General features: G+C 37.6%; 19 protein-coding genes and 1 pseudogene. 9 read left to right on the top strand and 11 right to left on the bottom strand.

Going from position 1 to position 23,750, the window contains the following annotated elements; all coding sequences use genetic code 11:
- Positions 1 to 35 precede the first annotated feature (35 nt).
- The 8 genes from FHP04_RS11590 (at position 36) to FHP04_RS11550 (ending at position 11,741) form a co-directional block, all read left to right on the top strand.
- Positions 36 to 398 carry a SpoIIAA family protein gene (locus tag FHP04_RS11590; protein WP_073217628.1) on the top strand — a complete coding sequence of 121 codons (363 nt, stop codon included), beginning with the start codon at positions 36 to 38 and terminating at the stop codon, positions 396 to 398.
- Positions 395 to 2,923: a heavy metal translocating P-type ATPase gene (locus FHP04_RS11585; protein WP_139856302.1), complete on the top strand. Its 2,529-nt coding sequence runs from the start codon at positions 395 to 397 to the stop codon at positions 2,921 to 2,923. Before FHP04_RS11590 ends, FHP04_RS11585 begins: the two co-directional genes overlap by 4 nt.
- A 50-nt stretch (positions 2,924 to 2,973) precedes the next feature.
- Entirely contained in the window at positions 2,974 to 3,411 is a 438-nt protein-coding gene (locus FHP04_RS11580) for a Fur family transcriptional regulator (RefSeq protein WP_045079535.1), read from the top strand.
- A gap of 81 nt (positions 3,412 to 3,492) precedes the next feature.
- Positions 3,493 to 4,809, top strand: a complete 1,317-nt coding sequence (locus tag FHP04_RS11575) for an APC family permease (protein WP_073217622.1) — start codon at positions 3,493 to 3,495, stop codon at positions 4,807 to 4,809.
- 174 nt (positions 4,810 to 4,983) lie between these two features.
- A complete protein-coding gene (locus FHP04_RS14745) occupies positions 4,984 to 5,193 on the top strand; it encodes a GDCCVxC domain-containing (seleno)protein (RefSeq protein ID WP_073217619.1) in 210 nt (69 codons plus the stop codon).
- Between the two features lie 59 nt (positions 5,194 to 5,252).
- Positions 5,253 to 7,157: a heavy metal translocating P-type ATPase gene (locus FHP04_RS11565; RefSeq protein WP_139856301.1), complete on the top strand. Its 1,905-nt coding sequence runs from the start codon at positions 5,253 to 5,255 to the stop codon at positions 7,155 to 7,157.
- 2,470 nt (positions 7,158 to 9,627) lie between these two features.
- Positions 9,628 to 10,269 (top strand): DUF6266 family protein, encoded by a 642-nt coding sequence (locus FHP04_RS11555; protein WP_139856300.1) that lies wholly within the window; start codon positions 9,628 to 9,630, stop codon positions 10,267 to 10,269.
- A 254-nt stretch (positions 10,270 to 10,523) separates the two neighbouring features.
- Positions 10,524 to 11,741: a serine hydrolase domain-containing protein gene (locus tag FHP04_RS11550; protein ID WP_139856299.1), complete on the top strand. Its 1,218-nt coding sequence runs from the start codon at positions 10,524 to 10,526 to the stop codon at positions 11,739 to 11,741.
- Between the two features lie 25 nt (positions 11,742 to 11,766).
- Here the strand turns inward: FHP04_RS11550 and nagB are convergent, their stop codons facing one another.
- The 3 genes from nagB to FHP04_RS11535 form a co-directional block, all read right to left on the bottom strand.
- Complete coding sequence (nagB, locus tag FHP04_RS11545; RefSeq protein ID WP_139856298.1) at positions 11,767 to 12,549, bottom strand: glucosamine-6-phosphate deaminase; 783 nt, start codon at positions 12,547 to 12,549, stop codon at positions 11,767 to 11,769.
- Between the two features lie 159 nt (positions 12,550 to 12,708).
- On the bottom strand, positions 12,709 to 13,917 hold the full coding sequence (locus FHP04_RS11540) for a M24 family metallopeptidase (RefSeq protein ID WP_139856297.1): 1,209 nt from the start codon (positions 13,915 to 13,917) through the stop codon (positions 12,709 to 12,711).
- A 219-nt stretch (positions 13,918 to 14,136) separates the two neighbouring features.
- The gene (locus FHP04_RS11535; RefSeq protein ID WP_139856296.1) at positions 14,137 to 14,634 is read right to left on the bottom strand and encodes a DUF4494 domain-containing protein; all 498 of its coding nucleotides are present in this window, start codon (positions 14,632 to 14,634) and stop codon (positions 14,137 to 14,139) included.
- A gap of 500 nt (positions 14,635 to 15,134) precedes the next feature.
- Between FHP04_RS11535 and FHP04_RS11530 the strand changes: the two genes are divergently transcribed.
- Complete coding sequence (locus FHP04_RS11530; protein ID WP_139856295.1) at positions 15,135 to 15,563, top strand: FKBP-type peptidyl-prolyl cis-trans isomerase; 429 nt, start codon at positions 15,135 to 15,137, stop codon at positions 15,561 to 15,563.
- A 290-nt stretch (positions 15,564 to 15,853) separates the two neighbouring features.
- On the opposite strand, the gene FHP04_RS11525 is transcribed toward FHP04_RS11530, so the two are convergent.
- From FHP04_RS11525 to FHP04_RS11490, 8 genes and pseudogenes are all read right to left on the bottom strand, one after another.
- Positions 15,854 to 17,038 carry a glycosyltransferase family 4 protein gene (locus FHP04_RS11525; protein WP_246051425.1) on the bottom strand — a complete coding sequence of 395 codons (1,185 nt, stop codon included), beginning with the start codon at positions 17,036 to 17,038 and terminating at the stop codon, positions 15,854 to 15,856.
- Positions 17,021 to 17,971: pseudogene (locus FHP04_RS14740) on the bottom strand (aminotransferase class I/II-fold pyridoxal phosphate-dependent enzyme); the annotation flags it as partial. The pseudogene FHP04_RS14740 and the gene FHP04_RS11525, both read right to left, overlap by 18 nt.
- Before the next feature lie 376 nt (positions 17,972 to 18,347).
- Positions 18,348 to 18,974 (bottom strand): NeuD/PglB/VioB family sugar acetyltransferase, encoded by a 627-nt coding sequence (locus tag FHP04_RS11515; RefSeq protein WP_218937259.1) that lies wholly within the window; start codon positions 18,972 to 18,974, stop codon positions 18,348 to 18,350.
- Complete coding sequence (locus FHP04_RS11510) at positions 18,971 to 20,071, bottom strand: glycosyltransferase family 4 protein (RefSeq protein ID WP_262710116.1); 1,101 nt, start codon at positions 20,069 to 20,071, stop codon at positions 18,971 to 18,973. Before FHP04_RS11510 ends, FHP04_RS11515 begins: the two co-directional genes overlap by 4 nt.
- A 119-nt stretch (positions 20,072 to 20,190) precedes the next feature.
- Positions 20,191 to 21,060 carry a glycosyltransferase family 2 protein gene (locus tag FHP04_RS11505; RefSeq protein WP_139856291.1) on the bottom strand — a complete coding sequence of 290 codons (870 nt, stop codon included), beginning with the start codon at positions 21,058 to 21,060 and terminating at the stop codon, positions 20,191 to 20,193.
- Positions 21,057 to 21,542 carry a serine O-acetyltransferase gene (locus FHP04_RS11500; protein WP_139856290.1) on the bottom strand — a complete coding sequence of 162 codons (486 nt, stop codon included), beginning with the start codon at positions 21,540 to 21,542 and terminating at the stop codon, positions 21,057 to 21,059. Before FHP04_RS11500 ends, FHP04_RS11505 begins: the two co-directional genes overlap by 4 nt.
- A gap of 12 nt (positions 21,543 to 21,554) precedes the next feature.
- Positions 21,555 to 22,586, bottom strand: coding sequence for an EpsG family protein (locus tag FHP04_RS11495; RefSeq protein ID WP_139856289.1), 1,032 nt, complete (start codon positions 22,584 to 22,586; stop codon positions 21,555 to 21,557).
- Positions 22,587 to 22,645: 59 nt separating this feature from the next.
- Positions 22,646 to 23,749, bottom strand: a complete 1,104-nt coding sequence (locus tag FHP04_RS11490) for a glycosyltransferase (protein WP_139856288.1) — start codon at positions 23,747 to 23,749, stop codon at positions 22,646 to 22,648.
- Position 23,750: the final 1 nt, after the last annotated feature.

The following is a 23,750-nucleotide window of genomic DNA, read 5'->3' as shown; positions in this document are numbered from 1 at the left end:
TTTTAAATTCAATTATCATTTATAAATAGTGAGCAATGATAACAATCTATAAAAAAGAGGCTACTGTATATATGGTGGCAGAGAATAAGCTGGATGCCAAGGATTATGAAAACTTGATACCGGTCTTAATAGAACATATAACTGCATATCAGGAAGTTTCTTGGTACATCGAAATGCATAATTTTGAAGGCTGGACGGCAAACGCATATTGGAAGGGCATTGAATTAAATCTTCCGAATGAAACGCATTTAAAGCGTGTTGCTTTAGTGGGTAGCGTTATATGGCAGGAGCAATTTACCGAGGCATTGCTTCCTTTTTCAGAAGCTCATATAAAATTTTATAAGCCAGAAGAAAAAGACGATGCCAAAGAATGGATAAAAAAAAATAGTAAAAAATGAAAAAAATACAACTAAAAATTCCAGTTATCCTTCCGCAAGTTCCAAACGAAAAAGATACTTGTGTTGAGCGGCTTATAAAAGAATTACAGGCTAAAGAGGGCATCGAAAAAGTACACGTTGCCGATACAAAGGAAGATGACACACCACAGCTCTGTTTTCATTATGACCCCGATATCATTTCTATAGACCGCATTCAATCTCTCGCAGAACAGACGGGTGCCGAGATTACCGAAAAATACGGGCATTTGCTCATAGAGGTTAAAGGAATCAGACATACAAGACAGGCACGTTCCATAGAGAAAAGTCTTTTGGCAATCAATGGGGTTTTGGAGGCTTCCGTTTCGGTCTCTGGAATGGTGCGCCTTGAGTTTGATAAAAAGCAAACAAATTTTGATGAAATAAGTAAACAGATTGAAAAGGAAGACCTTCAGGTTAAGCGGAGTTCTTCAAACGAAAATAATTACACCGAAGCATCCAAAAAAAAACAGGAACGTTCAAAGAAGGAAGATACTAAAGAGCAAACTTCCACAGAGGGCCACGAGCACAAGGAGGGCGAGACCCACGAGGAAGGAGAAGAGCACGCCCACGGTGGGGTTTTCGGTAAAAATACGGAGCTTATTTTTTCCATTATCTGTGGGGCACTTCTCGGGATAGGTTTCGGGCTTTCTTATGTGGAATCCATCCCGGATTGGGTCAGTCTTACTTTGTACATTGGCGCGTACATTTTCGGTGGTTTCTTTACGGCCAAGGAAGCGGTTCAAACTGTGGCCAAGGGTGGTTTTGAAATTGATTTTTTAATGCTGGTCGCTGCCATTGGTGCCGCCATTCTGGGAGAATGGGCAGAAGGTGCACTGTTGTTGTTTTTATTTAGCCTTGGGCACGCCTTGGAACATTACGCAATGAACAAAGCAAGAAAAAGCATTGCTGCGCTTGCAGACCTTGCACCAAAAACAGCATTGCTTAAAAAAGATGGCAAGACCGAAGAAGTTGGAATTGAGCAATTGAGTATTGGCGATATTATAGTGGTCAAGCCCAATAGTAAAATATCCGCAGATGGCGTCGTGGTCAACGGAAAAAGCAGTGTAAACCAGGCCCCTATTACTGGGGAAAGTGTACCCGTGGATAAACTTCCCGTGGAAGATACAGGCAGGGACTATTCGGCAGACGATGATATCAAGGATGAAAATCGGGTATTTGCCGGAACTATCAACGGTAATAACACGCTGGAAATAAAGGTAATGAAAGAAGCCAAAGACTCTACCCTGTCCCGACTGGTCAAATTGGTCAACGAGGCACAGACCCAGAAGTCCCCCACGCAACTGCTGACCGATAAGTTCGAAAAATACTTTGTGCCATCCGTACTGATACTGGTTGGTATCCTACTCTTTGCCTTTCTGGTCATTGACGAACCGTTTAGTGCCAGCTTTTATCGTGCAATGGCGGTATTGGTAGCTGCAAGTCCCTGTGCACTGGCCATTTCAACACCAAGTGCCGTATTGAGCGGTGTGGCAAGGGCAGCACGTGGCGGCGTGCTCATCAAAGGTGGGCGACCACTTGAGGATTTGGGGGTCATAACCGCTTTGGCTTTTGATAAAACAGGCACGCTTACCGAAGGCAAGCCCAAACTTACCGAAGTAGTACCATTGGGGGATATTGAAGAAAATGAACTGTTAAAGATAGCCGTTGCCGTTGAAAACTTGAGCGACCACCCTTTGGCCAAAGCCGTCGTAAGGGATGGGAAAGAGCGTCTGAAAGGTACTGATATTATCGATGCGTCAGATTTGGAAGCAGTTCTCGGAAAAGGTATCAAAGCTTCTTTGGGCAAGGATAAAATCTATATTGGAAACCTTGACTTGTACGAAGACCTCGATGAAGCAAAACCATCCGAAGATATATCGAATAAAGTAAAAGAACTTGAAGGTGGTGGAAATACTACGATGCTCATAAGAAGGAACAAAGAATATATAGGTATCATCGCCCTGATGGACACCCCACGGGAAGCGGCCAAGGAAACACTGAAAAAATTAAAGGAAATCGGTATCAAGCGGATGATAATGCTAACCGGGGATAATCAAAAGGTTGCCGATGCCGTTGCTAAAGAAATTGGGTTGACCGATGCCTGGGGAAGCCTGTTGCCAGAGGAAAAGGTAGATGCCATTAAAAAATTAAAAGAACAGGAATCCAAAGTCGCAATGGTAGGCGACGGTGTGAACGATGCCCCTGCAATGGCAAACAGCACAGTAGGTATCGCAATGGGTGCAGCGGGCAGTGATGTGGCCTTGGAAACTGCAGACATTGCCCTAATGGCCGATAAATTGGAAACCCTGCCCTTTGCCATAGGCTTGAGCAGGAAGGCAAAGGCAATTATCAAGCAAAACCTTTGGGTAAGCCTCGGTATTGTGGCATTGCTTATCCCATCGACCATTATGGGTTGGGCCAATATCGGTATTGCAGTGGTCATCCACGAAGGCTCAACATTACTTGTGGTTTTTAATGCGTTAAGGCTTTTGGCTTATAAGAAATAGCATCAAATATATGTTTTGAAAAAAGGGTTTGCTTTTGAATTAATATTGCAATGACTAAAACGGAAAAGATACTATTAAATCACGGTATTCGACCTACTCAAATGAGGTTGAAGATATACAAGTTCCTGAAAAGGAAGCAAAGTGCCGTGTCCTTTTCCGATTTGAAAAAGGCTTTTGTTCAAAAGAGCGAAACCAATAAAACAGCAAACAGAACGACATTTTATCGAAATCTCAAGATTTTCGAGGATAAAGGGCTGATTCATCAGATTAATGATGGGGTCGGAGTGGCAAAATATGCTATTTCTGATGAAAACGCCAAAGATAAATACGGTATAGATTTACATCTGCATTTTCATTGTACCGATTGCAGAAGAACAATCTGTTTACCGAATAAGATATCGAAAGAAAGCTTGCCAGACGATTATGAAGTGAGAAATGTGAACCTGATATTAAAGGGAATATGTGAAAAATGCAGGCAAAAATATTAGATGGAAGTTTCAGAATTCTGAACCCTTGGGTCCAATGGTCAGGTTCAGGTTTCTTCCACCTTCTCTAACTTAAAAAATATTATGGCAGAATTAAAAAAATCATTGGGAACAATTCGCCTTACCTTTTATGGAGTAGGCACTATCGTGGGTGCAGGAATATATACTGTCATAGGCGCAGCAGCTGGACAAGCAGGTACCGACCTTTGGTTGAGTTTTGTTTTCGCTGCAATTGCTGCCAGCGTTTCGGCATTGTCTTATGCAGAGTTATCCTCTACCTATCCCAATGCAGGTGCCGAATTCATTTTTGTACGCAAAGCGTTTCCGAAAATTGACATTCCTTCCTTTCTCACTGGCTGGACAATTGCCTTTCACAGTTCTGCCACGATAGCCGCTGTATTGCTGGCCTTTTCAGGTTATTTCAACACTTTTTTTAGTGTGCCTTCCCTATTGATAAGTTATGGCGTATTGATAATTCTTTCATTGATAAGCATTACGGGAATCAAGAAATCATCTACTGCCAATATTATAATGGTTAGCATACAACTTTTGGGATTGTTCATTCTTATTGTGGTCGGGCTTGCAGAAACTGGCCCGCCAAAGGCTGAATTTTTTAAAGTTGAATCCTTTTCCGGTACTTTGGCGGCTACCGCAACCTTGTTTTTTGTCTATACAGGTTTTGAGCATATGGCTGCATTGGGTTCTGAAGTAAAAAACCCTGGCAAGACCATTCCTCGTGCCTTTCTACTGACAATGGTTTTTACAACCGTTATCTATCTTCTCATAGCTTTTACGGTACTTAACATTGCCGACCCGTCAGAACTGGCAAAAGTAGATTCGCCACTTTCACTTGCGGCATCAAATCTCAACAGTTGGTTGCCCGTGACATTGGCGGTCGCAGCACTTTTTGCTACTGCCAATGCGGCCTTTAGCGGTATTATCTCTATCAGCAGGCTGCTGTTTGGAATGGCAAGCGTGGGCGAACTTCCGAAATTTATGACCAAAACCAATGCACATAAAGTGCCGTGGGTTACTACCATTGTGGTTATGGCGGCAGTTGCGGGTTTTATGCTATTGGGCGATATTAAAATCGTAGCGGGAATGTCGTCATTGGGTGCGTTGCTCGTCTTTGTCGCCGTGAACATTGCCCTTATCGTATTGCGTTTCAGAGCACCAGATAAAGACAGGCCCTTTAAAGTTCCTTTATCTGTTGGGAAAGTTCCGATACTGCCAATTTTGGCGATAATCATAAGCCTCTCTTTGGTCATACAATTTGATTGGAAAGTTTATGCCGCGTTTGTGGGAGCTATTGCAGTAGGCATTATCTTGGATTATTTTTTGGACAAAAAGTCAAAAGATGAAATAGACCCTGAAAAAGAAAAGGAGCTTTTTAACCATTAATCTAATGTTATGGACTGGATGTTTGAAGATTTTAAAACCGAACTGGATAACCTAAATCCTTACGAAAATGGTAACGCGATCATTGAGTTTGACGATACTAAAACGAATGAAGGTGAAAATTGAGGAAGCAATTAATGCAACAAATTACAAGGTAACAAGAAAAAATAAAAATCAATGGAAGCTATATTAAAATCAGAAATTACCTGTCCAAACTGCGGACACAAAAAAGTAGAAGATATGCCAACAAATTCCTGTCAATTCTTTTATGAATGTGAGAAGTGTAAAACTGTTCTAAAACCAAAAGAAGGTGACTGTTGCGTTTACTGTTCTTATGGTTCTTTGCCCTGTCCTCCTATCCAGTTAACAAGAAAAGATGAATGCTGATGCAAATGCAATTCCTGTGCATAACCTTTTAAAGTATCTTTAAAGAAAATTTTAATAAAATGAAAGCAGCTACATCCCGGCCCTTAAGCCCAAAAGTTAATAAAGAAAAAACAGGCTGGAAAACCCACTGGGACCTTCTGCTTGCCTTGCTGATTTTGGTTATACTGTTAACATTGGAATATGGGTTTAACCTCGACATACCCACTATACCTTTATTGGCAATTAACCTCATTGCTTATCTTCTCGCCGGAAGAAAAGTTTTAGATCTCGCTTGGCGAAAGTCAAAAAGAGGCGATTTCTTCAATGAATTTGTATTGATGAGTGTGGCAACAATCGGCGCATTCATCATTGGAGAATATGAAGAAGGTGTTGCCGTAATGGTATTTTACCAAATAGGCGAATGGTTTCAGGACTCGGCAGTTAAGCGCGCCAAAAGAAGCATTAAAGCCTTGCTTGATATAAGGCCTGATGAAGTTATCGTTCTAAGAAACGGAAAATCACAGGTTATACATCCTTCAGAAGTAGAAATAGGAGAAAAGATACAAGTGAAACCTGGTGAAAAGGTTGCCTTGGATGGTGATCTCATTTCTGAAAAAGCCTCTTTCAACACTGCGGCATTAACAGGGGAGAGCAAACCAGATACCAAATATAAAGGTGAACAGGTACTGGCCGGGATGATCAATCAAAATACACTTGCAGAAGTAAAGGTAACCGCCCTGTTTAGGGATAGTAAACTCAGCAAAATCTTGGAAATGGTACAGGATGCCACCGCACGTAAATCACAGACCCAACTCTTCATATCCCGTTTTGCCAAAGTATATACCCCAATCGTATTTTTCCTTGCACTGGCACTTTGTGTAACCCCAATATTTTTTGTGGATGATTATGTGTTTCGGGAATGGTTTTATCGTGCCTTGGTATTCTTGGTGATCAGTTGTCCCTGTGCATTGGTTGTTTCCATACCTCTGGGCTACTTTGGAGGTATCGGCCTTGCTTCCCGAAATGGAATCCTGTTCAAAGGCGGAAACTATTTGGATGTTATGACCCAAGTAAAAACAGTGGTGATGGACAAAACAGGCACCTTGACCAAAGGGGTCTTTAAAGTTCAGCAAGTAGTATCCGAAGGAATTGAAAAAGAAGAACTGATCAAAGTAGCAGCAGCTTTGGAAAAGAACTCGACCCATCCCATAGCCATAGCTGTAACGGATTATGCCGATAATAAACACCAAGGCCTACAAACTTCAAACATTGAAGAAATAGCAGGACACGGCTTGAAAGGCATCGTTGGTAATAAGGAAGTATTGGCTGGAAACCTTAAACTTTTAAAGAAATATGACATAGCTTATCCTGCCGAAGTCGAACAGATTGTAGATACCATAGTGGTATTGTCCATTGATAATAAGTACGCCGGTTATATCACTATTGCCGATGAAATAAAGGAAGATGCATATCAGGCCATCAAGGAAATGCACCGTCTAAACATAAAAACCGTAATGTTATCTGGTGATAAACAAACAGTGGTAGATCAGGTGGCAAAAGTTTTGGGAATTGATGAAGCTTATGGTGGACTGCTTCCGGACGAAAAAGTGGAGAAAGTGGAGGCTCTTAAAAAAGAAGGAGTAAAATTGGCCTTTGTAGGCGATGGTGTTAACGATGCTCCGGTTATTGCCCTCGCCGATGTTGGTATTGCAATGGGCGGTCTCGGTAGTGATGCCACCATCGAAACAGCAGATGTAGTTATTCAAAACGACCAGCCGTCAAAGATCGTTGCAGCAATAAAGGCGGGTAAAATCACCAAAAACATTGTCTGGCAAAATATCATTCTCGCTATGACAGTCAAAATTATAGTACTTGCATTAGGTGCAGGCGGTGTTGCTACTTTATGGGAAGCCGTTATCGCAGATGTGGGTGTAGCTCTTTTGGCTATATTGAATGCTGTGAGAATACAACGGAAGGATTTATAACATCCGCATACTTATCTTGGCTTCAAAAAGATTGTTTTTCTCGAACGAAAAAAATGTTCCTTGCTCTAGCGGTTGTTGCTATGTTCGCATCAAAAACTTAATAGACAACCCAGATGTCATTTATAAATTGCTCATTCCTCTACTGATATTTTTCATTGTGATATTTATTATTGGTCAAATCCTCAGGCAAATCCCTAAAGTTTAGCTATTCAGACAGGGTAAGCCTGACATTAACTACTACGGCAAGAAATTCACCTATTTCATTAGCCATTGCCGTTTCTGCTTTTTCTTATGAACCATTAATTGCATTATCATTAATTATTGAACCATTGGTTGAACTTCCAGTTTGGTTTTAACATCACTAATCATATTGTATTATTGTGCTTAATATACTGACCCTAATTTCCTCACCACTAAAGCTAACCTTATTCCTTCTATAGCGGAATTAGATGATTCCAATTTAAGGAAAAAAACCCACCGCACAGCCATTTGCTTCCAGTCGGTTCTTTACGTTCGTTCGTGCCTCACTCTCTACAATCACCCACTTCCAGCAACGCGCAGCAAGAGTACTCCTTCAATCGGTTCCGTTACTCTCCACCTCAATCAGTCGCACCCTTGCTTTTCCCCACGCACATCCCAACGCAGGTAAAGCGGTGTTCGTCAGTCGTTCCGCTTTGTTCCGCAAAAACATATCTGCAAGGGTAAAATGAACTCCCTGCGGTCGCCCTTGCATATACCGTTCACTTACCAGGTGCCTTGCGCTCCAGTGGGTGCTCGCCACCTGCCGTTCACTTGTTTTGCTTCACACGCTACTCTCCTTCCTCACCCGTGGCTACTCCATCCCCCCAAACCCCGATAAGGTGTTCGCTCCGCTCACCACTTTTTTAATTGGGGGTCTGCCGCCACTTGTTAATTGTGCGAGCCTGCGGGTCGCTGCGGGCTGATCGGGCTGTCACGTTTTTTGCAATCCGCCATTTGCTTTCAGTAGGTTCTTTTCGTTCGTTCGTGCCTCTCTCTCTACAATCACCCACTTTCAGCAACGCACACAAGAGTGGCTATTTCACTACACTGCGCGAGCCTTCGTACCTCCATTTCGCAATGCCCCAATGTCTACTTCAATTAACTTTTAACTTAATAAACGAAACAAAACACTCATCAAAATTGTAACTCTTTAGGCATTGCTCCATTACGGCTCCGGCACCGCTTCGTTTCGTTCAAACGCCACACTTGCCTTTTCCGCCGCTGAAGCAAAAAATCGCGCCAGCCCTGCCGTAAACGGTAGGCGTCTGCCGCCCTCATTCTTCGGGCTTCTGCAGCCACCACCCTTGCTCCGCTCGCAGGCGGCTCGCATTATAGTTCCAGCAATCCATTCCGTTACTCTCCATTCCTTGCTTCCACTATAGCTACGCTTGTTTACCTGCGTTTTCGCGCGAATACGTATTACAATTTTTAGTGCTTTAGATTATTATGAAAGAGCTATTTGAGGATTTTTACTACCTACCTTTTCCTAAAGACGAAAAAAGTATTTGGAAAACAGACACCGATAGTCCTTTATGGGTGAAAATTTTAATTATATCACTCATTGGCTTTATGTGTTTTATGCTTGCGATTGCATCTTGAATACATCTGATTTACATACTCCACTTCACCATCCCGTTTTAATTTCAGAACAATAAATAACTCAAACATAGAGCAAAGGTACAGGCTTGCGGATGCGAAAGCTGCAAGGGTTCGCTTCGCCTGTTTGGTAAAAAAATCTCCACCCTGCGGGTAGTATTTTTTTTCCACAGCCCTTGCATCAATCACACCGATCCTGTGAAGTGGCACTATGTTTAATTTAATTATTTCATCTATGTATAAGTCACTTTTTTCAGTCCGTTGTGGCAGCCGGTGGTTGTTGGCGGGCGTTCGGTTGTCAGGTCGTCCATTCTTTGTGGGCGTTGTTCGTTGTGGTGTTGTAGATTATACCATCCGCCTCTTTTGGTTAGAGGTTACGTTGTCAGAGCTCCCTTTTTAGGGGGCTCTTTTTTTTAATCCTTTTGAATTAAAATTGAAATATTAAATAAAAGAGAAAAGCGAATATAGGCGGGTACGCACCAGCCCTCCGCATCAACGGATTGTAAAGGTCAAGCCCTTCGGGTTTTGATGAAAATCTCCACCCTCCGGGTAGTATTTTCACCAAAAACCTTGACAACCCTTCCCAACCCGCCTAAATAAAAGCTTTCTCTTTTATTTTTTTCTCTTTTTTCTTTTCTCTTTTAAAAATAATTAAAGGGAATAGGAAGTAATTAAAAAGCCGAATCCGAAATATGAGAAGAATTATAAAAGCAAATAAGAGCAAAGTAAAGCAACGCTTTCCGAAGTTAAAAAAGAGCCTAATTGTTGAATTAACTTTGAATGAACGGGACAAAGCCGAATCAAGTCCGTGCCAAGTCCGAATGATTGTTTAACTAAATAAAATTTAAAAAAGATGGCTATTATTAATCAAGGTATTCTCGGCGGTGTATCCGGTCAAATCGGGAATGTAATCGGTGGAACCTGGAAGGGTATCGATTACCTACGAATCAAACCTTCCAGCGTAGCGAACCCCAAAACTGAAGGGCAATTAGACCAAAGGTCCAAATTTGCAACCGTGCTTCGTTTTCTTCAACCAATGTCTGATTTCCTGCGAATAGGTTTTAAACTGTACGCTATAAAAATGACAGAATTCAACGCTGCAATGTCGTACAATTTATTTAATGGAGTGGTTGGTGCTTATCCCAACTACAACATTGACTACCCGAACGCATTGGTAAGCCGCGGTAATTTAAAAGGAGTGGCCAACGGAACGGCTACCTCCACAACTCCGGCAGAGATTGATATTTCTTGGGATAATAACTCAAGTAGCGGAAATGCCCTTGCCACTGATAAATCTTTAATCTTAGTCCTTAATCCGGACAAGAAAGAAAGTATTTATACCACAGGTGGACCTGTTAGAACAGCAGGATCTGAAACCTTGAACTTACCAGCTGAGTATACTGGAGACGTGGTTGAGGTATATCTTGGATTTGTTTCTGCAGATGGCACCAAAGTTTCCAATAGTACGCATTTAGGTTCTGTAACAGTTGCGTAAAAGCGATTGACGTTTTCCCCGAAAACCGTCCTATTATTAGGGCGGTTTTTTTGTTTAAAAACTTCCCATCTTTCCTATCTTTAGCCCTTAATTAGCTAAAAATCAACCTTTTTTGTTGCTAATCGGTTTCTATTTAGATGTAAATCGCTGATTATCAATAGGACTTCACATATTGCATCGGAAAGTAAATGACAGCCATCTTCTCAAGATGTTAATCAAAGTCTTATAGTAAACTTTACAAACTCACTTTAATAATGATTCATTACAAAAACTTCATATTATCTACTTGTTTAGCGATGGCTTCGCTAACAGTAGCTGCTCAAGACTGTACAACTCTAACGACAGAGCAAGCTAAGGCTGAAATCGCAAACATTCCCGGAGAAACCATGGGGCAGAAACTAGAGAGTTTGCTCTTTTGGTCGCAAGAAGAAAAAGAGAGACGCTTTCCTATAATGCACGAACTTTATCCTAGCATACTTGTTTCAGGCACTACTAAAAGTTCTTCATTAGAAAAAACTGAAAATATTACACCAATTTGGGATGATAAAACAACTTTAACTTCATATATGAGCGACAATCACGTTCAGGGAGTAATTGTAATTCAAAACAATAAAATTAAACTCGAAGCGTATTCAAACGGAATTGATAAAGAAACCTTATGGACTTCATTTTCTGTGGCTAAATCAGTTTCCTCAATGTTAGTAGGTGTTGCATTAAAAGAAGGGGATATTGAAAGTTTAGACGATCCTTTAAAAAAATATATCACTGAACTTGAAGGATACGATTATGGAGAAGTAAGTGTACGACAATTACTAACAATGACTTCTGGTATTGCTTGGAACGAAGATTATGAGGATCACAATTCAGATGTGGCTCAAATGTATCTACAACCCTGTGATGGTAACGAGTCGCATATATTGACATATATGAAGCAATTAGAATTTTCAAATAAACCTGGCACTACTTGGAATTACAGTACTGGTGAAACCGATTTAGTCGGGATATTGGTTCAGAAAGCTACCGGAAAAAGTTTGGCTGAATACCTTTCAGAAAGAATTTGGAAGCCTTGGGGAATGGAGCATTGCGCGTACTGGCTTGCCGACGAATGCAGCAATGAAAATATTGGTGGAAGCGGTCTTTCTGCTAGCCTTAGCGATTTTGCACGCTTAGGAACACTTATGCTGCGTGAAAGCAAATTAAACAACAATATTATTTTAGCTGAAGAGTGGGTAAAAGACGCTACTTCTGTTTTATATAAAACAAACGAGGAAGGCGACGGATACGGATATTTGTGGTGGCGTTCAAATAGCGGAAGCTATGCTGCTGTAGGCATATTTGGACAAATGATTTATATCGACCCTAGTAAAGACCTCGTAATCGCGCAAATTGCAGCTTGGCCAAAAGCTAGTTCAAAAGAACTAGTTAAAGGCCGTAAAGAATTTGTAAATGCAGTAATAAAAGCTTTGGAATAATTCTTATAATAGAGAATAAAGCAAGCTATTTCTGTATCAATGCTGCTGCTTCTCGGTCGAGTATGTATTCCACTTGTGGTAGTGTTTGGAGTATAGACGATGGCACTTCCGTAGCGATGGTACCGTTAAGCGCTTTCTTAATAATTTCAGATTTTCTTTCCCCTAAGGCTAACAATAATATTTTTTTAGCTTGAACAATGGTATTGATGCCCATCGTAATAGCCTGGTGAGGAACATTATCTAAATCTCCAAAATTCTCGATAGCATCTTCCCTTGTTAGGGGATGTAAATCGATTAATCTCGTAATGGAATCAAATTTAGAACCTGGCTCATTAAAACCAATATGGCCGTTTCTACCAATGCCTAACAACTGCAAATCTAAGCCACCATAGCTCTTGATTTTATTTTCGTAATCTAAGCAGTATTTACTTATTTGGTTTGAAGTACAATCGGTATGTGGAATGTGAATGTTTTCTTTTTTTATATCAACGTGATTAAACAGGTTGTTATTCATAAAGTAAGTATAGCTCTGCTCGTCATTTACACTAATTGGATAGTATTCATCTAGGTTAAAACTTACAACATTGCTAAAGCTCAAACCTTCGTGTTTATGCATACGAATCAATTCCTCATAAACCATTTTAGGCGTATTCCCCGTAGCAAGACCTAAAATTGCGCGGTTACCTTCTTTTTGTTTCTGAAGAATAAGTTCTGCTATTTTCTTTGCAGTGTATTTAGAAGCAAGAACAGCACTATCATAGACTGTCAACTTATCAAAATCAGGCTGTATATTAGAGCTTTTAATCATCACAATTCAATCAGATTTAACTGATTATATTTATTCAAGTTCAATTTAAAAAAGTGCGCAAAAATAACAACTTTAAAGGATTAGGCCCTAATTAAATACTTAAAAGAATGCTAAACTAAAAATTTGAAACCAACTATTTAAAAGTTCTTTGCTATTTCGCTAAACTCCAAATGGATTATCAATACTATGTGCTGGCTCTGTAAACCATTTTGGTCCTTCACTGGTCATGTAAATATGATCTTCTAGACGGATTCCAAATTCGTTGGGTACAACTATCATAGGTTCTATACTAAAGGTCATTCCCGCTTGCAGCTCAATATCGTTCCCTCTAAGAATAAAGGGATGTTCGTGAATATCTAGTCCGATTCCGTGTCCTGTTCTATGCGGCAGACCGGGAAGATCGTAATCAGGGCCTAAACCATCTTTTACAAGCTGTACGCGTACTTGGTCATCAATATGTCCACAAGGTTTCCCTAGTTGTGCAGCGTTAAAGGCAGCTAGCTGTGCGTCTTTCTCATTTGTCCAGATTTCTTTTTGCCTTGCAGTTGCTTCCCCGTAAATATAAGTTCTAGTGATATCGGAAAGATATCCATTGAATCGCGCTCCGGTATCTACTAACACTATATCATTTTCTTCAAGTGGTTTTGGCGATTTCACCCCGTGAGGAAAACTAGAATCCTTTCCAAATAGAACAATGCAAAAGTACGATCCACTTGCAATTCCGAGTTTTTTATGTGCTTTATTTATGAAATCTTCTACTTCAGCGGTTGTAATCCCTGGTCTTAATATTTTGGCTGTTGCCTTATGCACTTGCATTGTCAAGTCCATTGCATATTGAAGTTGTGCAATTTCCGCATCACTCTTAAGCATTCTAATATCTCGGATCAGGGTTTCGGCACTGCTTATTTGAAACACCTTGTGGTTTTGAAAACGAGAAACTAAGGTAAATGGCGTAACATCGTCTAAAGCAAGGCCTATCCCCTGTTCAACATTATCAGCAATTTTTTGAATAGGACACTCGTGTTCAGCCCAAGCAATTATTTCGCCATCGATTCCTTTGTAATCGTTAAAAGTGCCTATTTCAAACTCAGGAACCACGTATTTTAAACTCCCATCAGCAAACAGAATCGCCCCCACTAAGCGTTCGGAAGGATTCCATTTGGTATTTGTAAAATAATATAAGTTAGTACCAGCATTGAGGTATAATGCGTCTAATCCGTTATTTTTTAAGGCTGCACAAGCTTTATCAATTCTATTTTGAAACTCCTCTTTACTAATTGGAGACGGTTTTACCGTAGGTTCGGTTAATTTGGATAATTCCACTTCCGCAGTACTCCCACCGATTCCGTATTTTCTATTACTATTCATAATTCATTTAGTTTAAAATAAAGATACGACACACATTTTTAATATGCTATTATACAGCTAAGACCTCTTGAGTTTAGATGCTGGAATCTAGATGCTAGATGACAGACGCTAGATGCTAGATGCTAGATGCTAAAAACTAGACTCCATTTCCAATTATCGTTATCCAAGTCTCTCTTCTCTCTGTTCTTTTTTCTCTTCTCTTAATATTCACCTCTAACCCTAATCTTCTTGTTCAACCAATTCTGGAGAATCAAGTACTTTAAATTTTTCTAACTGTTCTTCTTCTCCTGTAAAATAAGGAAAAACATCTACAATTGGTGATTCGGTGATAGAAGGAATATTATAATCCCCCATGGTTTGCTCCATAGCTTTTGTAGTGTTTTCAAAAGCTTCCTTTACATCGTTTGCCTGAACTAGCAAGTAGATATTTGTCTTTTTCTCTTTCCCACTTTCTTCGTCAAGTGCTATTAAAGAAACCTTAGACTTAAACCAGCGGTCAGAATTTTCAAAGGGATGAACTTCTGAAAAGTTGGCTACTTTAATATTCATAATCCTAAAATCTTCCTCAGTAAAAGTTTTCATCTCTTCGGTAATTCTAGCTTCTGCTTCCGTATAAGAAACTGCATCAAGCAGATAAGTATCCGTTGTTACTTTTTGCTCTCCTGTTTCGTGTGTTTTTTTGGATTTCACCTTACATTCATACCAAGTTACGCTCATAATATTTTTTTAAAAGCCCAAAAATATCAATTATAACACCACTGACTTTATAAAAATAAAATAGATATTCACAATTGTCAATTCGGAATTCAGAATTATGAATTATGAATTCAGAATTATGAATTAACGACTTTAAAAATTATATAAAAAAAACTATACAGTTATGGTGTAAAGTTATGAGTTATGAGTTGTGAGTTCAGAGTTAAGAGTTATGAGTTAAGAGTTAAGAGTTAAGAGTTATGAGTTTAGTATAGAATTTGGGATATATGGTGAAAGGAGATTGATATTAGGAAGCAATTGACAATTATAAATTTCTAAAAAAGCAGTATAAATACTTGAAACAAAATCTTGGTTCCTAAATCTTGCCTCTTTTTTTCTCTTCTCTTTATCTTTTTCCTAAAATTTACCTAAAACTTTGAATTATAGGCAATTTTCTGTGGAATTGGCAATTCAAACCTATAGTTTTGTTCACTTATTGAAATAATTGTAAAAACAAATTTATGAGTCAAGTACAAGGAAATGAAACCGTAAAACTTCATTACACAGGAAAATTAAACAACGGACAGGTGTTCGATAGTTCGCTACAGCGTGAGCCTTTAGAGGTTAAGCTTGGGGAAGGCCGTTTAATCCCTGGTTTTGAAAAGGGGTTGGTGGATATGAAAGTGAATGAGAAGAAAACCATCACCATCCCAAAAGAGGAAGCTTACGGGGATGTTCAAAAAGAGCTTTTCCAAAAAATACCTAACGAAAATCTACCGCAAGAAATAAAGCCAGAAGTTGGTATGGGGTTAGTATCTAAAAACCCTGATGGATCTGAGCGTCAACTTCGCGTTGCCGATGTAAAAGACGATTTTATTATCGTTGATGCAAACCACCCACTTGCAGGACAAGATCTAACTTTCGAACTAGAATTACTTGAGATAAAGTAATCATTTAGATACTTATATTTTAAAAAAGACTGCCGTGATGGTGGTCTTTTTTTAGTTTATAACAATTCGCAACTTGAGGAAGCAAGGAAACAGAAAGATTATTAAAAAATCCAACACTTAAGAGAAAAGTTAAGCAATTTGACTCAGGAGGTTATCTAGGAGTTAGGCAAAAGAAGCAGTAGCGTCTGTTAAGATTTGAAAGTATTTCTATTGCATGCCATTTCTTTGAATTGAGAAACAACAACTTTTTTGTAAATTCTGAAACCAAATTTTTGAAGAGTGTATTCGGATTAACTCTTACTTTTCTTTAACAAAGTCTTATATTCTTCCAACAAAGCTTCCCAAACCTCTCGTCTTTCGTAGCGACTTGCAATTAATTCTCTAGCATTATTTTTTAAATGTTGAAATAAAACGGTATCATTTTGCATTAATACCATTGCCTCCTTAAGTGCTTTTGTATTTTTAGGAGGAATAATTATTCCGTTAACATTTGGAATTATGATTTCATTGCAGCCATTTATATCACTGACAATTGAAGGCAATCCCATTGCTCCAGCTTGCATCACTACATTTGGAAAACCTTCACGGTAACTTGGGAAGGTTAATACATCTGCAGCCGCTAAATAAGGGCGGACATCGTTCTGGAAACCTACAGAAATTATGTTTGGATTATTTTCAATAGCTTTTAGTGTCTCTTCTTTTAAAGGATCTATTTCAGCCTCTAATGGACCGACAAGCAATAATCGAGATGTAGGAATGGTATATGACGCGTTTAAACTTTGAAATGCGGTTATCAATTCGTTGATACCTTTATCACCTACTAATCTTCCTACAAAAATATACACCATAGAATCTGGCGGAATATTTAAATTTTCGCGTAGTGTATTTCTTGTAGATTCAAAAAGGGATGGGTCGAAATGCTGGGTGTTAATTCCATTGCTGCTTCCCTGTCCTATTATTTTTAGTTTCCCACGTTTAGTAAGATTTTGAGCTACTATAAAGTCAAAAAGTCCTTTCGAGTTTGGATAAACTTTAGTGGCAAATTTATAGGTTAGTTTTTCAACGAAATCTAACAAGGTTCTTTTATTTCCTGAGGCTTCCATCAATGGAAGTCCAGCCACTGTGTGCAACCTATTGGGCAGCCCTGCTAACCAAGAGGCGAACATACCTACAATCCCAGCTTTAGGCGTATGAGTATGAACAATTGCTGGTTTTTCTTTTTTTAGATACTTATATAATTTATAAACCGCTTTTAAGTCGGATAATGGAGTTATTTTACGTGTCATTTCAATATGATACGTAGCGTAGGTATTTTTAGCACCCAAGGCTTTCAGCTTCTCTTTATCCGCAGATATTGCAATCACTGAAAAATAGTTCTGCATATATTCCAATTGTCCCTCTAAAAGTTTTTCTAAAGAAAGTGGAACTGTGGCTGACACATCTGAATCCGTGATGTAGATATCCTCTTTAAACATCTCTAACTGGTTCATTGGCATCCAGAATGGTCTGGATTGTACGCCGTTGTCGTTTAGATAGGCTAATAACTCTCTCATTCGTGAGGTGCTAAAGGTAAATAGCCATCCGTTGGGATGGGTTCCTTCTGGGATTTCTTGAAACTTGATATCGCCTACGCCTTGTAACTGCTCTCGATAGAAGGCATCCATTTTTCTTTTATCTTTTAAGATGTCTGGGAACTGTTCCATTTGCGCAACACCAATAGCGGCTAAGACATTCACTAAACGGTAATTAAAGCCAATTTCATCATGAATATAATCCATAGCAGAAACTTTAGCTTGCGTAGTTAAATGTTTTGCTTTTTTAGCCAAGGCTTTATCATCGGTAACAATCACACCACCACCTCCCGTAGAGATGATTTTATTCCCATTAAAACTAAATACCCCAATCTTACCAAAGGTTCCAGCGTGTTTGTCTTTATAAGTTGACCCTAAAGCCTCGGTGGTATCTTCAATAACCTCTAAATGATAAGTTTTAGCAATAGCCATTAAACGATCCATATCTCCCATATTTCCTAAAACATGTACTGGCATAATCGCACGTACTCGTTTTTTGGTGGTCTTATCAAAAGAAAAAGTACCCTTATCCGTAGTTTTTATTTCGGTGTTTTCTTGAAGATACTATTCTAATAGATTTAAATCCATTTGCCAGTTATGAGCATCAACATCTATGAGGATTGGTTGTGCTCCTGTATATTTAATGGCATTTAATGTGGCGATAAATGTAATATTAGGCGCGATGACATGATCATTTTCATTGATACCCAATAAAATTTGTGCAATATGTAAACCCACCGTTCCATTCATACAGGCGACGCCGTATTTAGCACCCGCATAGTCCGCTACCATTTCTTCAAATTGGTTAACATAAGATCCGGCTGAAGAAATCCAACCTGTGTTTAGGCAATCTTAAACGTATTTCCATTCGTTGCCTTCTAATTTTGGAATTGATAATGGTATCATTTTTTATTTATTTAATGATTCAATGATTATTTTTATTTATGGATTCAAAGAATTCAATTATTCAAGGATTTAAAGATTACTTTATTTGTACAATAGTACTTTAGATTCTATGTTTAAAATGACATTAAACAAACATTTTTTTTAGTTCCATAGCATCCTTTAACTCTATGTCATTCTATTCAATTTTTGAATATAAATATCTGATGTTTATTTGAATTCTTAAATCTTTGAATCTTCTGAAACAATATTTTCCAATCACCCGAACCGCCACATCCATACGCCGAACATCCTCTCTACCTACACCCCTTCATTTCCTAAGCTGTTTCGCAGGGTTTCCAACGACCACTTGATTATCTGGAATATCTTTAACCACCACGGCTCCTGCTCCTACAATAACATCCTTACCTATAGTAATCCCTTGTTTCACTACAGCACCTACCCCAATGAAACTTCGTTTTCTGACCGTAACATTACCCGCTAAAACGGCTCTCGGTGCAATATGTACAAAAGCTTTTATATGACATTCATGTTCAATAATAGCACCTGTATTAATAATACAACCAGTTTCGATAACACTCAGAGCATTGACGATGGCGGCAGCTGAAACTAATGTATTGTCTTCTATCACTACCGTATTTGAGATAATAGCTGTAGGATGTATTAGACTCGTGAATACGCCCTTTTTTATTTTTGATATTTTATCATAGATGTGTTGACGAATCTTATTATCCCCAATACTGCCAAACAGAAAGCCTTCATTGTTTTCAAAGCCCTCTTCATTTCCTAAAAAGCTTAAATCGTATGGGTTTTCTTCAACCTTTTTTACGTCATAGTAACCAATAATCTCATAGCCCATTTGCTGTGCCGTTTCAATGCATACGTAAGCATGGCCGGAGTAGCCTATAAAAGCAATTTTATTTGGTTCTGACATCATCCTGTTACTAATTCTTGATATCTATTAAAGGTCTTCAACCACAATGCTTTTCGATCATAAAGTTCAACCACCCTATTCCTACCATTAACCCCATGAGTTTTACGCACCTCAGGGTTATGTATGTATTCAATAATAGACTTTTCTAATCGTTTTATGTCTCCATAAGGAACTAATTTACCAGAAACGCCATTTTCAACAGCGTCTTTAATTCCTGGAATATCATAAGCTACTACAGGCACCTCCATAGCATTAGCCTCTGCAGCACTTAAACCGAAGCCTTCTCGTTTTGTTGGAAACAACAAGACATCAAAGGCACTTAGTATGTTTTCAGGATCATGAATCTCTTCTATTCGTTTAAAGTTATTGTCATTGAGATTCTCATTACTCTTGAGTATCCTATTTAATTTTTCTCCCATCTCATTAGGACCTACAAGTACGGCCAAAATTGAATATTTTTTTGATACAGCAGCTACAACATCAATAAAATCTACAACACCTTTTTCTTCGGATAATCTCCCAATAAAGCCTATTACAAATTTATCCTTAATTTCTGTTTTAGTTAAATATTTAGATGGATTAATCACTTCTTTTGGATTAAATCGCTCTTGCCAATCAATTCCATTGATTGTTCCATTACCAATTACTTCAATTTTTGAACTCTTACAATACTTATTTTTAATGGCGTAATTCTTCAAACTTAGGCTCACTGCAAATACGCGATCGACCAAACTACACGTGACTTTCTCAAGATAATAAATCACATTCTTTTTAACATGAACCCCTTCAGTGGACACCAATCCATGCATTTGATATATAATCATTTTTTGAAAAGTAACTCTAGCCGCAAGCGCACCAAGAAAAGATGCTTTAGGCGTATGAAGGTGAATAACATCAGCCTTAATCCTAAATAGAAGTTTAATAATTTGAAACAAACTAATTAAATCCCAAAATGGAGAAATTTCTCTTTTAAGGGATACATCATGAAAATTCACATTAGCATCTCTCACTTTTAGTTGAGGCATATACAACTCATCTTTGGGCACTATCACATGAATGTCACAATCTTTTTCTATCATGAATTGCATTTGCTTGTCCATGAAATAGAATACGGACATAGGAGAAGAAAACAAATGGACAATACGTAGTTTTTTTTCTTTCATGGATGTACTAATCGTTACTTTTATTAATAGTTAACTTGACTGAATTATAAACTTAATTATTTATTTATCGGTAACTTAACTGAATTTATTATACGTATTGCGTTGTCTAACGTTAATAGATCTTTCTCTTTAACTACCGTATTCGCCCTTCTTTTTTGAAGAATTTCCACTTTACCTAAAACCATTAAAAGTTTCACAAATAAAGTTTTCATATTTGATTTCAAAAGTAATTTAATCTTCAATCCTTTTGTACAATATTTAGAAATCATATGCCTCTCATTGTGATACGCCCTTAATAACTTATCTCCCGTAACATTATCCTCTTCCCTGTAGATATATAAGGGATCCTCTATAGATATGACTTTAAAGTCGTTTTTTGCTGAGGCTCTGATCCACAATTCCAAATCTTGAGCAATTTTTAGATTTTCGTTGTATAGGTTCCGTTCATACCAAGATTTTCTAGCAATTAATGCAGCGTGGGTCACCCCTTTTTTTCTGCTAACTATGTCTTCAAATGATGGATATTGAAATTCTTGACCTCTAATTCCCTTTAAACTTAAATCATTTAAAACTGAAAAAACACCAGAAGTTACAATATCCGCTTCAGGATACATCTTAAAATATTTAAGTTGCTCTGCAATCCTATTTGGTAGCATTAAATCATCTGCATCCATCCTAGCAATAAAATCATATTTAGCCAATTTGGTAACTTCATTTAAGCGCGCAGCTAGCCTCTTATTATTACCGTCGGATAAAACCCACACTCTTGGATCATTAATAGACTTAGCTATTTCTAAAGAAGCATCCGTCGAGCCATCATCGATTAAAATTAGCTCCCAATCTTCATACGTTTGTGCGAAAACTGAACGAATAGCATCTAGTAAATAGTGCTCTGCGTTGTAAAATGGAATCGCTATTGTTATCATTTATTTATTATTCTAGATTTATTGAGAACCACGGTAGCATTTTGTGGGATATCTTCTACAACTACAGCATTCATACCTATTTTAGCTCCAGTCCCTATGTTTTTACCAGGTAACACTTTACTACCTGCGCCAAATAATACATTATCCCCAATTTTGCCTCCACCATGAGCTATCGTTACTTGATGATAAATAATTACATTTTCTCCAAATTCTAAATCATGTCCAATAATAATTCCATTGGGGCCATGAGGCAAATATGGAGGAGTCTTAAATATAGAACCTGAATTTAAATTAGTACCAAATGAACAGTTATTTTTAGCATCTGAACGCTTTATGTATAATAAAAAATATAATTTTATTAGTAAATGTTTTTTATTAGTGGGATCTATTACAATCTCTCTTCGTTTCCAATATTTTCGATGATTATAATCTCTAAAAAAATTCATTAATAGAGATGAAAATTGGTTATTTAATAAATTCATTAAAATAATAAATTAAGTTAATATTACATTCATTAAAAATGTAAAAGAAAAATAGCCTAGCAAGATTATACCAATTTTTTTATGTTGTTGATAAACCATTCTTTGCTTTAATAGAGGATAAATAATAACAAGACCCATAATAAACCAAGAAAGATAAGCAAACCTATTTGAAAAGTTCGCACGTATCACTAGTATCCAAAAAGCATTTGCAAACAAATAAGTATTTAAAATTATTAAGTACATATTGTCAACAAACTTTTTTTTATATACATAAAAATAACCGAACAACACTGGTAAAGCACTAAAAATCAGAAAATCCCATCTAAACCCAGTACTAGCGAATCGCCCTTCCACAATCTCATCTGTTAAATATCCTAATCGTTCATCATCGAAGCCTAAACTAGCAAACAGTTGTTCCCATAAACCACCCCCTACCAATGAAAGCGGAATAGAAGCTAACCATAAATAAAAGAAGTATTTAATTTTTATGTTAAGATTAGTAGTCAGTAGGTAACCAATCAAAGGGAGCATCATACTCTTATGAAATCCAATACTTAGAATAAAAAAAATAATCTTACTTCTTAAAGACTCTCTCGATAGAGCAAAAACAAATAATGATGTGGCGATTCCATTTCTTATTCCATTTATGCCATAAGCCCAAAATGTAAATGTCGTAATTAAGATTACAAAACCATAAAACGAGTATTCTTTAAACCATTTCTTACAAACTATATATAGAGGAACGACATACAGAAAAGCACAGATTAAGAAAAATGTTTTTACAGATATAAACAGTGTGCATAAATATAAGAAAACAGCATACAACGGATCATTTAGCGATTCAAAACTTAAACCTTCATTTTGAATTCTTCTAAATTGCCTTGCATAGGTTGTCATATCAATAAAAACACCATCTATTGGTCTCAACCCCAAATAGGCTAACACAAATAAAAATACACAAACACCAAAAACATTGTTAAAACGTATAGTCTTAATACTGATTAAAGGTAGCGAATAACTATGTAGCAATATACTTACAACCATAAAAAATAGGATATAAAAGTAAATTGGCGTTTAGCTATCTATTGGAATAAAGTCAAACATTACACGCCATTATATAGATTCACTAATATTTTAACACTTTGACTTATATCAAACCCTTGTACTGACAACGCCTCTATTCTCACCTGCTTGTTTTTGACAGTTGTATTTTTAATTGCTAATAGCTTTTCAACCCAAGTCTCAATCGAGGACTCCAATGATTCGAAATCGACTAGATCAACATCGAGGTCTACTTCTGGAGAAACAGAATCTGAGACTACAGCAGGCAGGCCGACTGATTGAGATTCTACTAAAACAACTGGAAATCCTTCATGAAGAGAAGGCATAATCATCACATCTGCTCCAGCCATTATCTCTGGAATATCCGTCCGCAAGCCTAATAGCATAACTTCATTTGATAAATTAAGTCTAATTATTTCTTGATAGATTTCCTCATACAATTCCCCTTGTCCTATAAAAAACATTTTAAATAACACCCCTTTATCCTTTAAGGCTTTAGCGATTTTTATTGAGAACTTATGATTTTTCACCTTTTGCAATCTTCCAATTTGCACAATTTTAAGCACCTCATCATTTAAGTTAAATTCGTTGTTTATATATTCCTTGTAGTTATCACCAATTTCCGCAAATCTTTTGGTATCTATTGAGTTTGGTAGTATCAGTACATTTTTCTTAGTAGGAAACAAGAAAGTGGACGCCTCTATTCCACAAGCATTGTAATAATTAGCATATTTACTAATCATTAAAAGGGATACTTTTTTATACAATCTACCTAAAAAACTTAGATGAGACACATCATTTGTACTGTGCGCATGTGCTATCCTCATAGGAACTTTTGCAAGATATGCGGCCCATAAATTCAAACCACTACTCAATAAAGTATGACTATGAACGATTTTATATTCTGGATGTTTTTTAAGTAATTTTATTAATGCAAATACCCGACTTATTGTATTTTTTTTAGCAATTCTATAAATTTTACCACCCATAATATTAATTTCTTCTTCGTAATCTCCTACACGATTTCCGAAGAAAACAAAATCAAATTGTATTTGAGTCTTATCAATCTCTCTATAAAGATTCATTATCATAGTTTCTGCCCCTGCCCTATCCATGGTTCCTGTAATATGTAGTATACGTTGCATA

Source organism: Aequorivita sinensis (assembly GCF_006346335.1).
Lineage (GTDB): Bacteria > Bacteroidota > Bacteroidia > Flavobacteriales > Flavobacteriaceae > Aequorivita > Aequorivita sinensis.
The sequence above is the reverse complement of the archived record's forward strand: the minus strand, read 5'-3'. Positions and strand labels throughout refer to the sequence as shown.

Bases quoted from the DNA above. Each gene is read 5' to 3' on its own strand.
- FHP04_RS11575 (WP_073217622.1), top strand. From the start codon at position 3,493: ATGGCAGAATTAAAAAAATCATTGGGAACAATTCGCCTTACCTTTTAT.
- FHP04_RS11540 (WP_139856297.1), bottom strand. From the start codon at position 13,917: ATGAATAGTAATAGAAAATACGGAATCGGTGGGAGTACTGCGGAAGTG.
- FHP04_RS11535 (WP_139856296.1), bottom strand. From the start codon at position 14,634: ATGAGCGTAACTTGGTATGAATGTAAGGTGAAATCCAAAAAAACACAC.
- FHP04_RS11505 (WP_139856291.1), bottom strand. From the start codon at position 21,060: ATGATAACAATAGCGATTCCATTTTACAACGCAGAGCACTATTTACTA.
- FHP04_RS11490 (WP_139856288.1), bottom strand. From the start codon at position 23,749: ATGCAACGTATACTACATATTACAGGAACCATGGATAGGGCAGGGGCA.
- FHP04_RS11515 (WP_218937259.1), bottom strand. From the start codon at position 18,974: ATGATGTCAGAACCAAATAAAATTGCTTTTATAGGCTACTCCGGCCAT.
- nagB (WP_139856298.1), bottom strand. From the start codon at position 12,549: ATGATTAAAAGCTCTAATATACAGCCTGATTTTGATAAGTTGACAGTC.
- FHP04_RS11590 (WP_073217628.1), top strand. From the start codon at position 36: ATGATAACAATCTATAAAAAAGAGGCTACTGTATATATGGTGGCAGAG.
- FHP04_RS11525 (WP_246051425.1), bottom strand. From the start codon at position 17,038: ATGTTTAAAGAGGATATCTACATCACGGATTCAGATGTGTCAGCCACA.
- FHP04_RS11550 (WP_139856299.1), top strand. From the start codon at position 10,524: ATGATTCATTACAAAAACTTCATATTATCTACTTGTTTAGCGATGGCT.
- FHP04_RS11510 (WP_262710116.1), bottom strand. From the start codon at position 20,071: ATGGACAAGCAAATGCAATTCATGATAGAAAAAGATTGTGACATTCAT.
- FHP04_RS11530 (WP_139856295.1), top strand. From the start codon at position 15,135: ATGAGTCAAGTACAAGGAAATGAAACCGTAAAACTTCATTACACAGGA.
- FHP04_RS11565 (WP_139856301.1), top strand. From the start codon at position 5,253: ATGAAAGCAGCTACATCCCGGCCCTTAAGCCCAAAAGTTAATAAAGAA.
- FHP04_RS14745 (WP_073217619.1), top strand. From the start codon at position 4,984: ATGGAAGCTATATTAAAATCAGAAATTACCTGTCCAAACTGCGGACAC.
- FHP04_RS11500 (WP_139856290.1), bottom strand. From the start codon at position 21,542: ATGAATTTATTAAATAACCAATTTTCATCTCTATTAATGAATTTTTTT.
- FHP04_RS11580 (WP_045079535.1), top strand. From the start codon at position 2,974: ATGACTAAAACGGAAAAGATACTATTAAATCACGGTATTCGACCTACT.
- FHP04_RS11555 (WP_139856300.1), top strand. From the start codon at position 9,628: ATGGCTATTATTAATCAAGGTATTCTCGGCGGTGTATCCGGTCAAATC.
- FHP04_RS11585 (WP_139856302.1), top strand. From the start codon at position 395: ATGAAAAAAATACAACTAAAAATTCCAGTTATCCTTCCGCAAGTTCCA.
- FHP04_RS11495 (WP_139856289.1), bottom strand. From the start codon at position 22,586: ATGGTTGTAAGTATATTGCTACATAGTTATTCGCTACCTTTAATCAGT.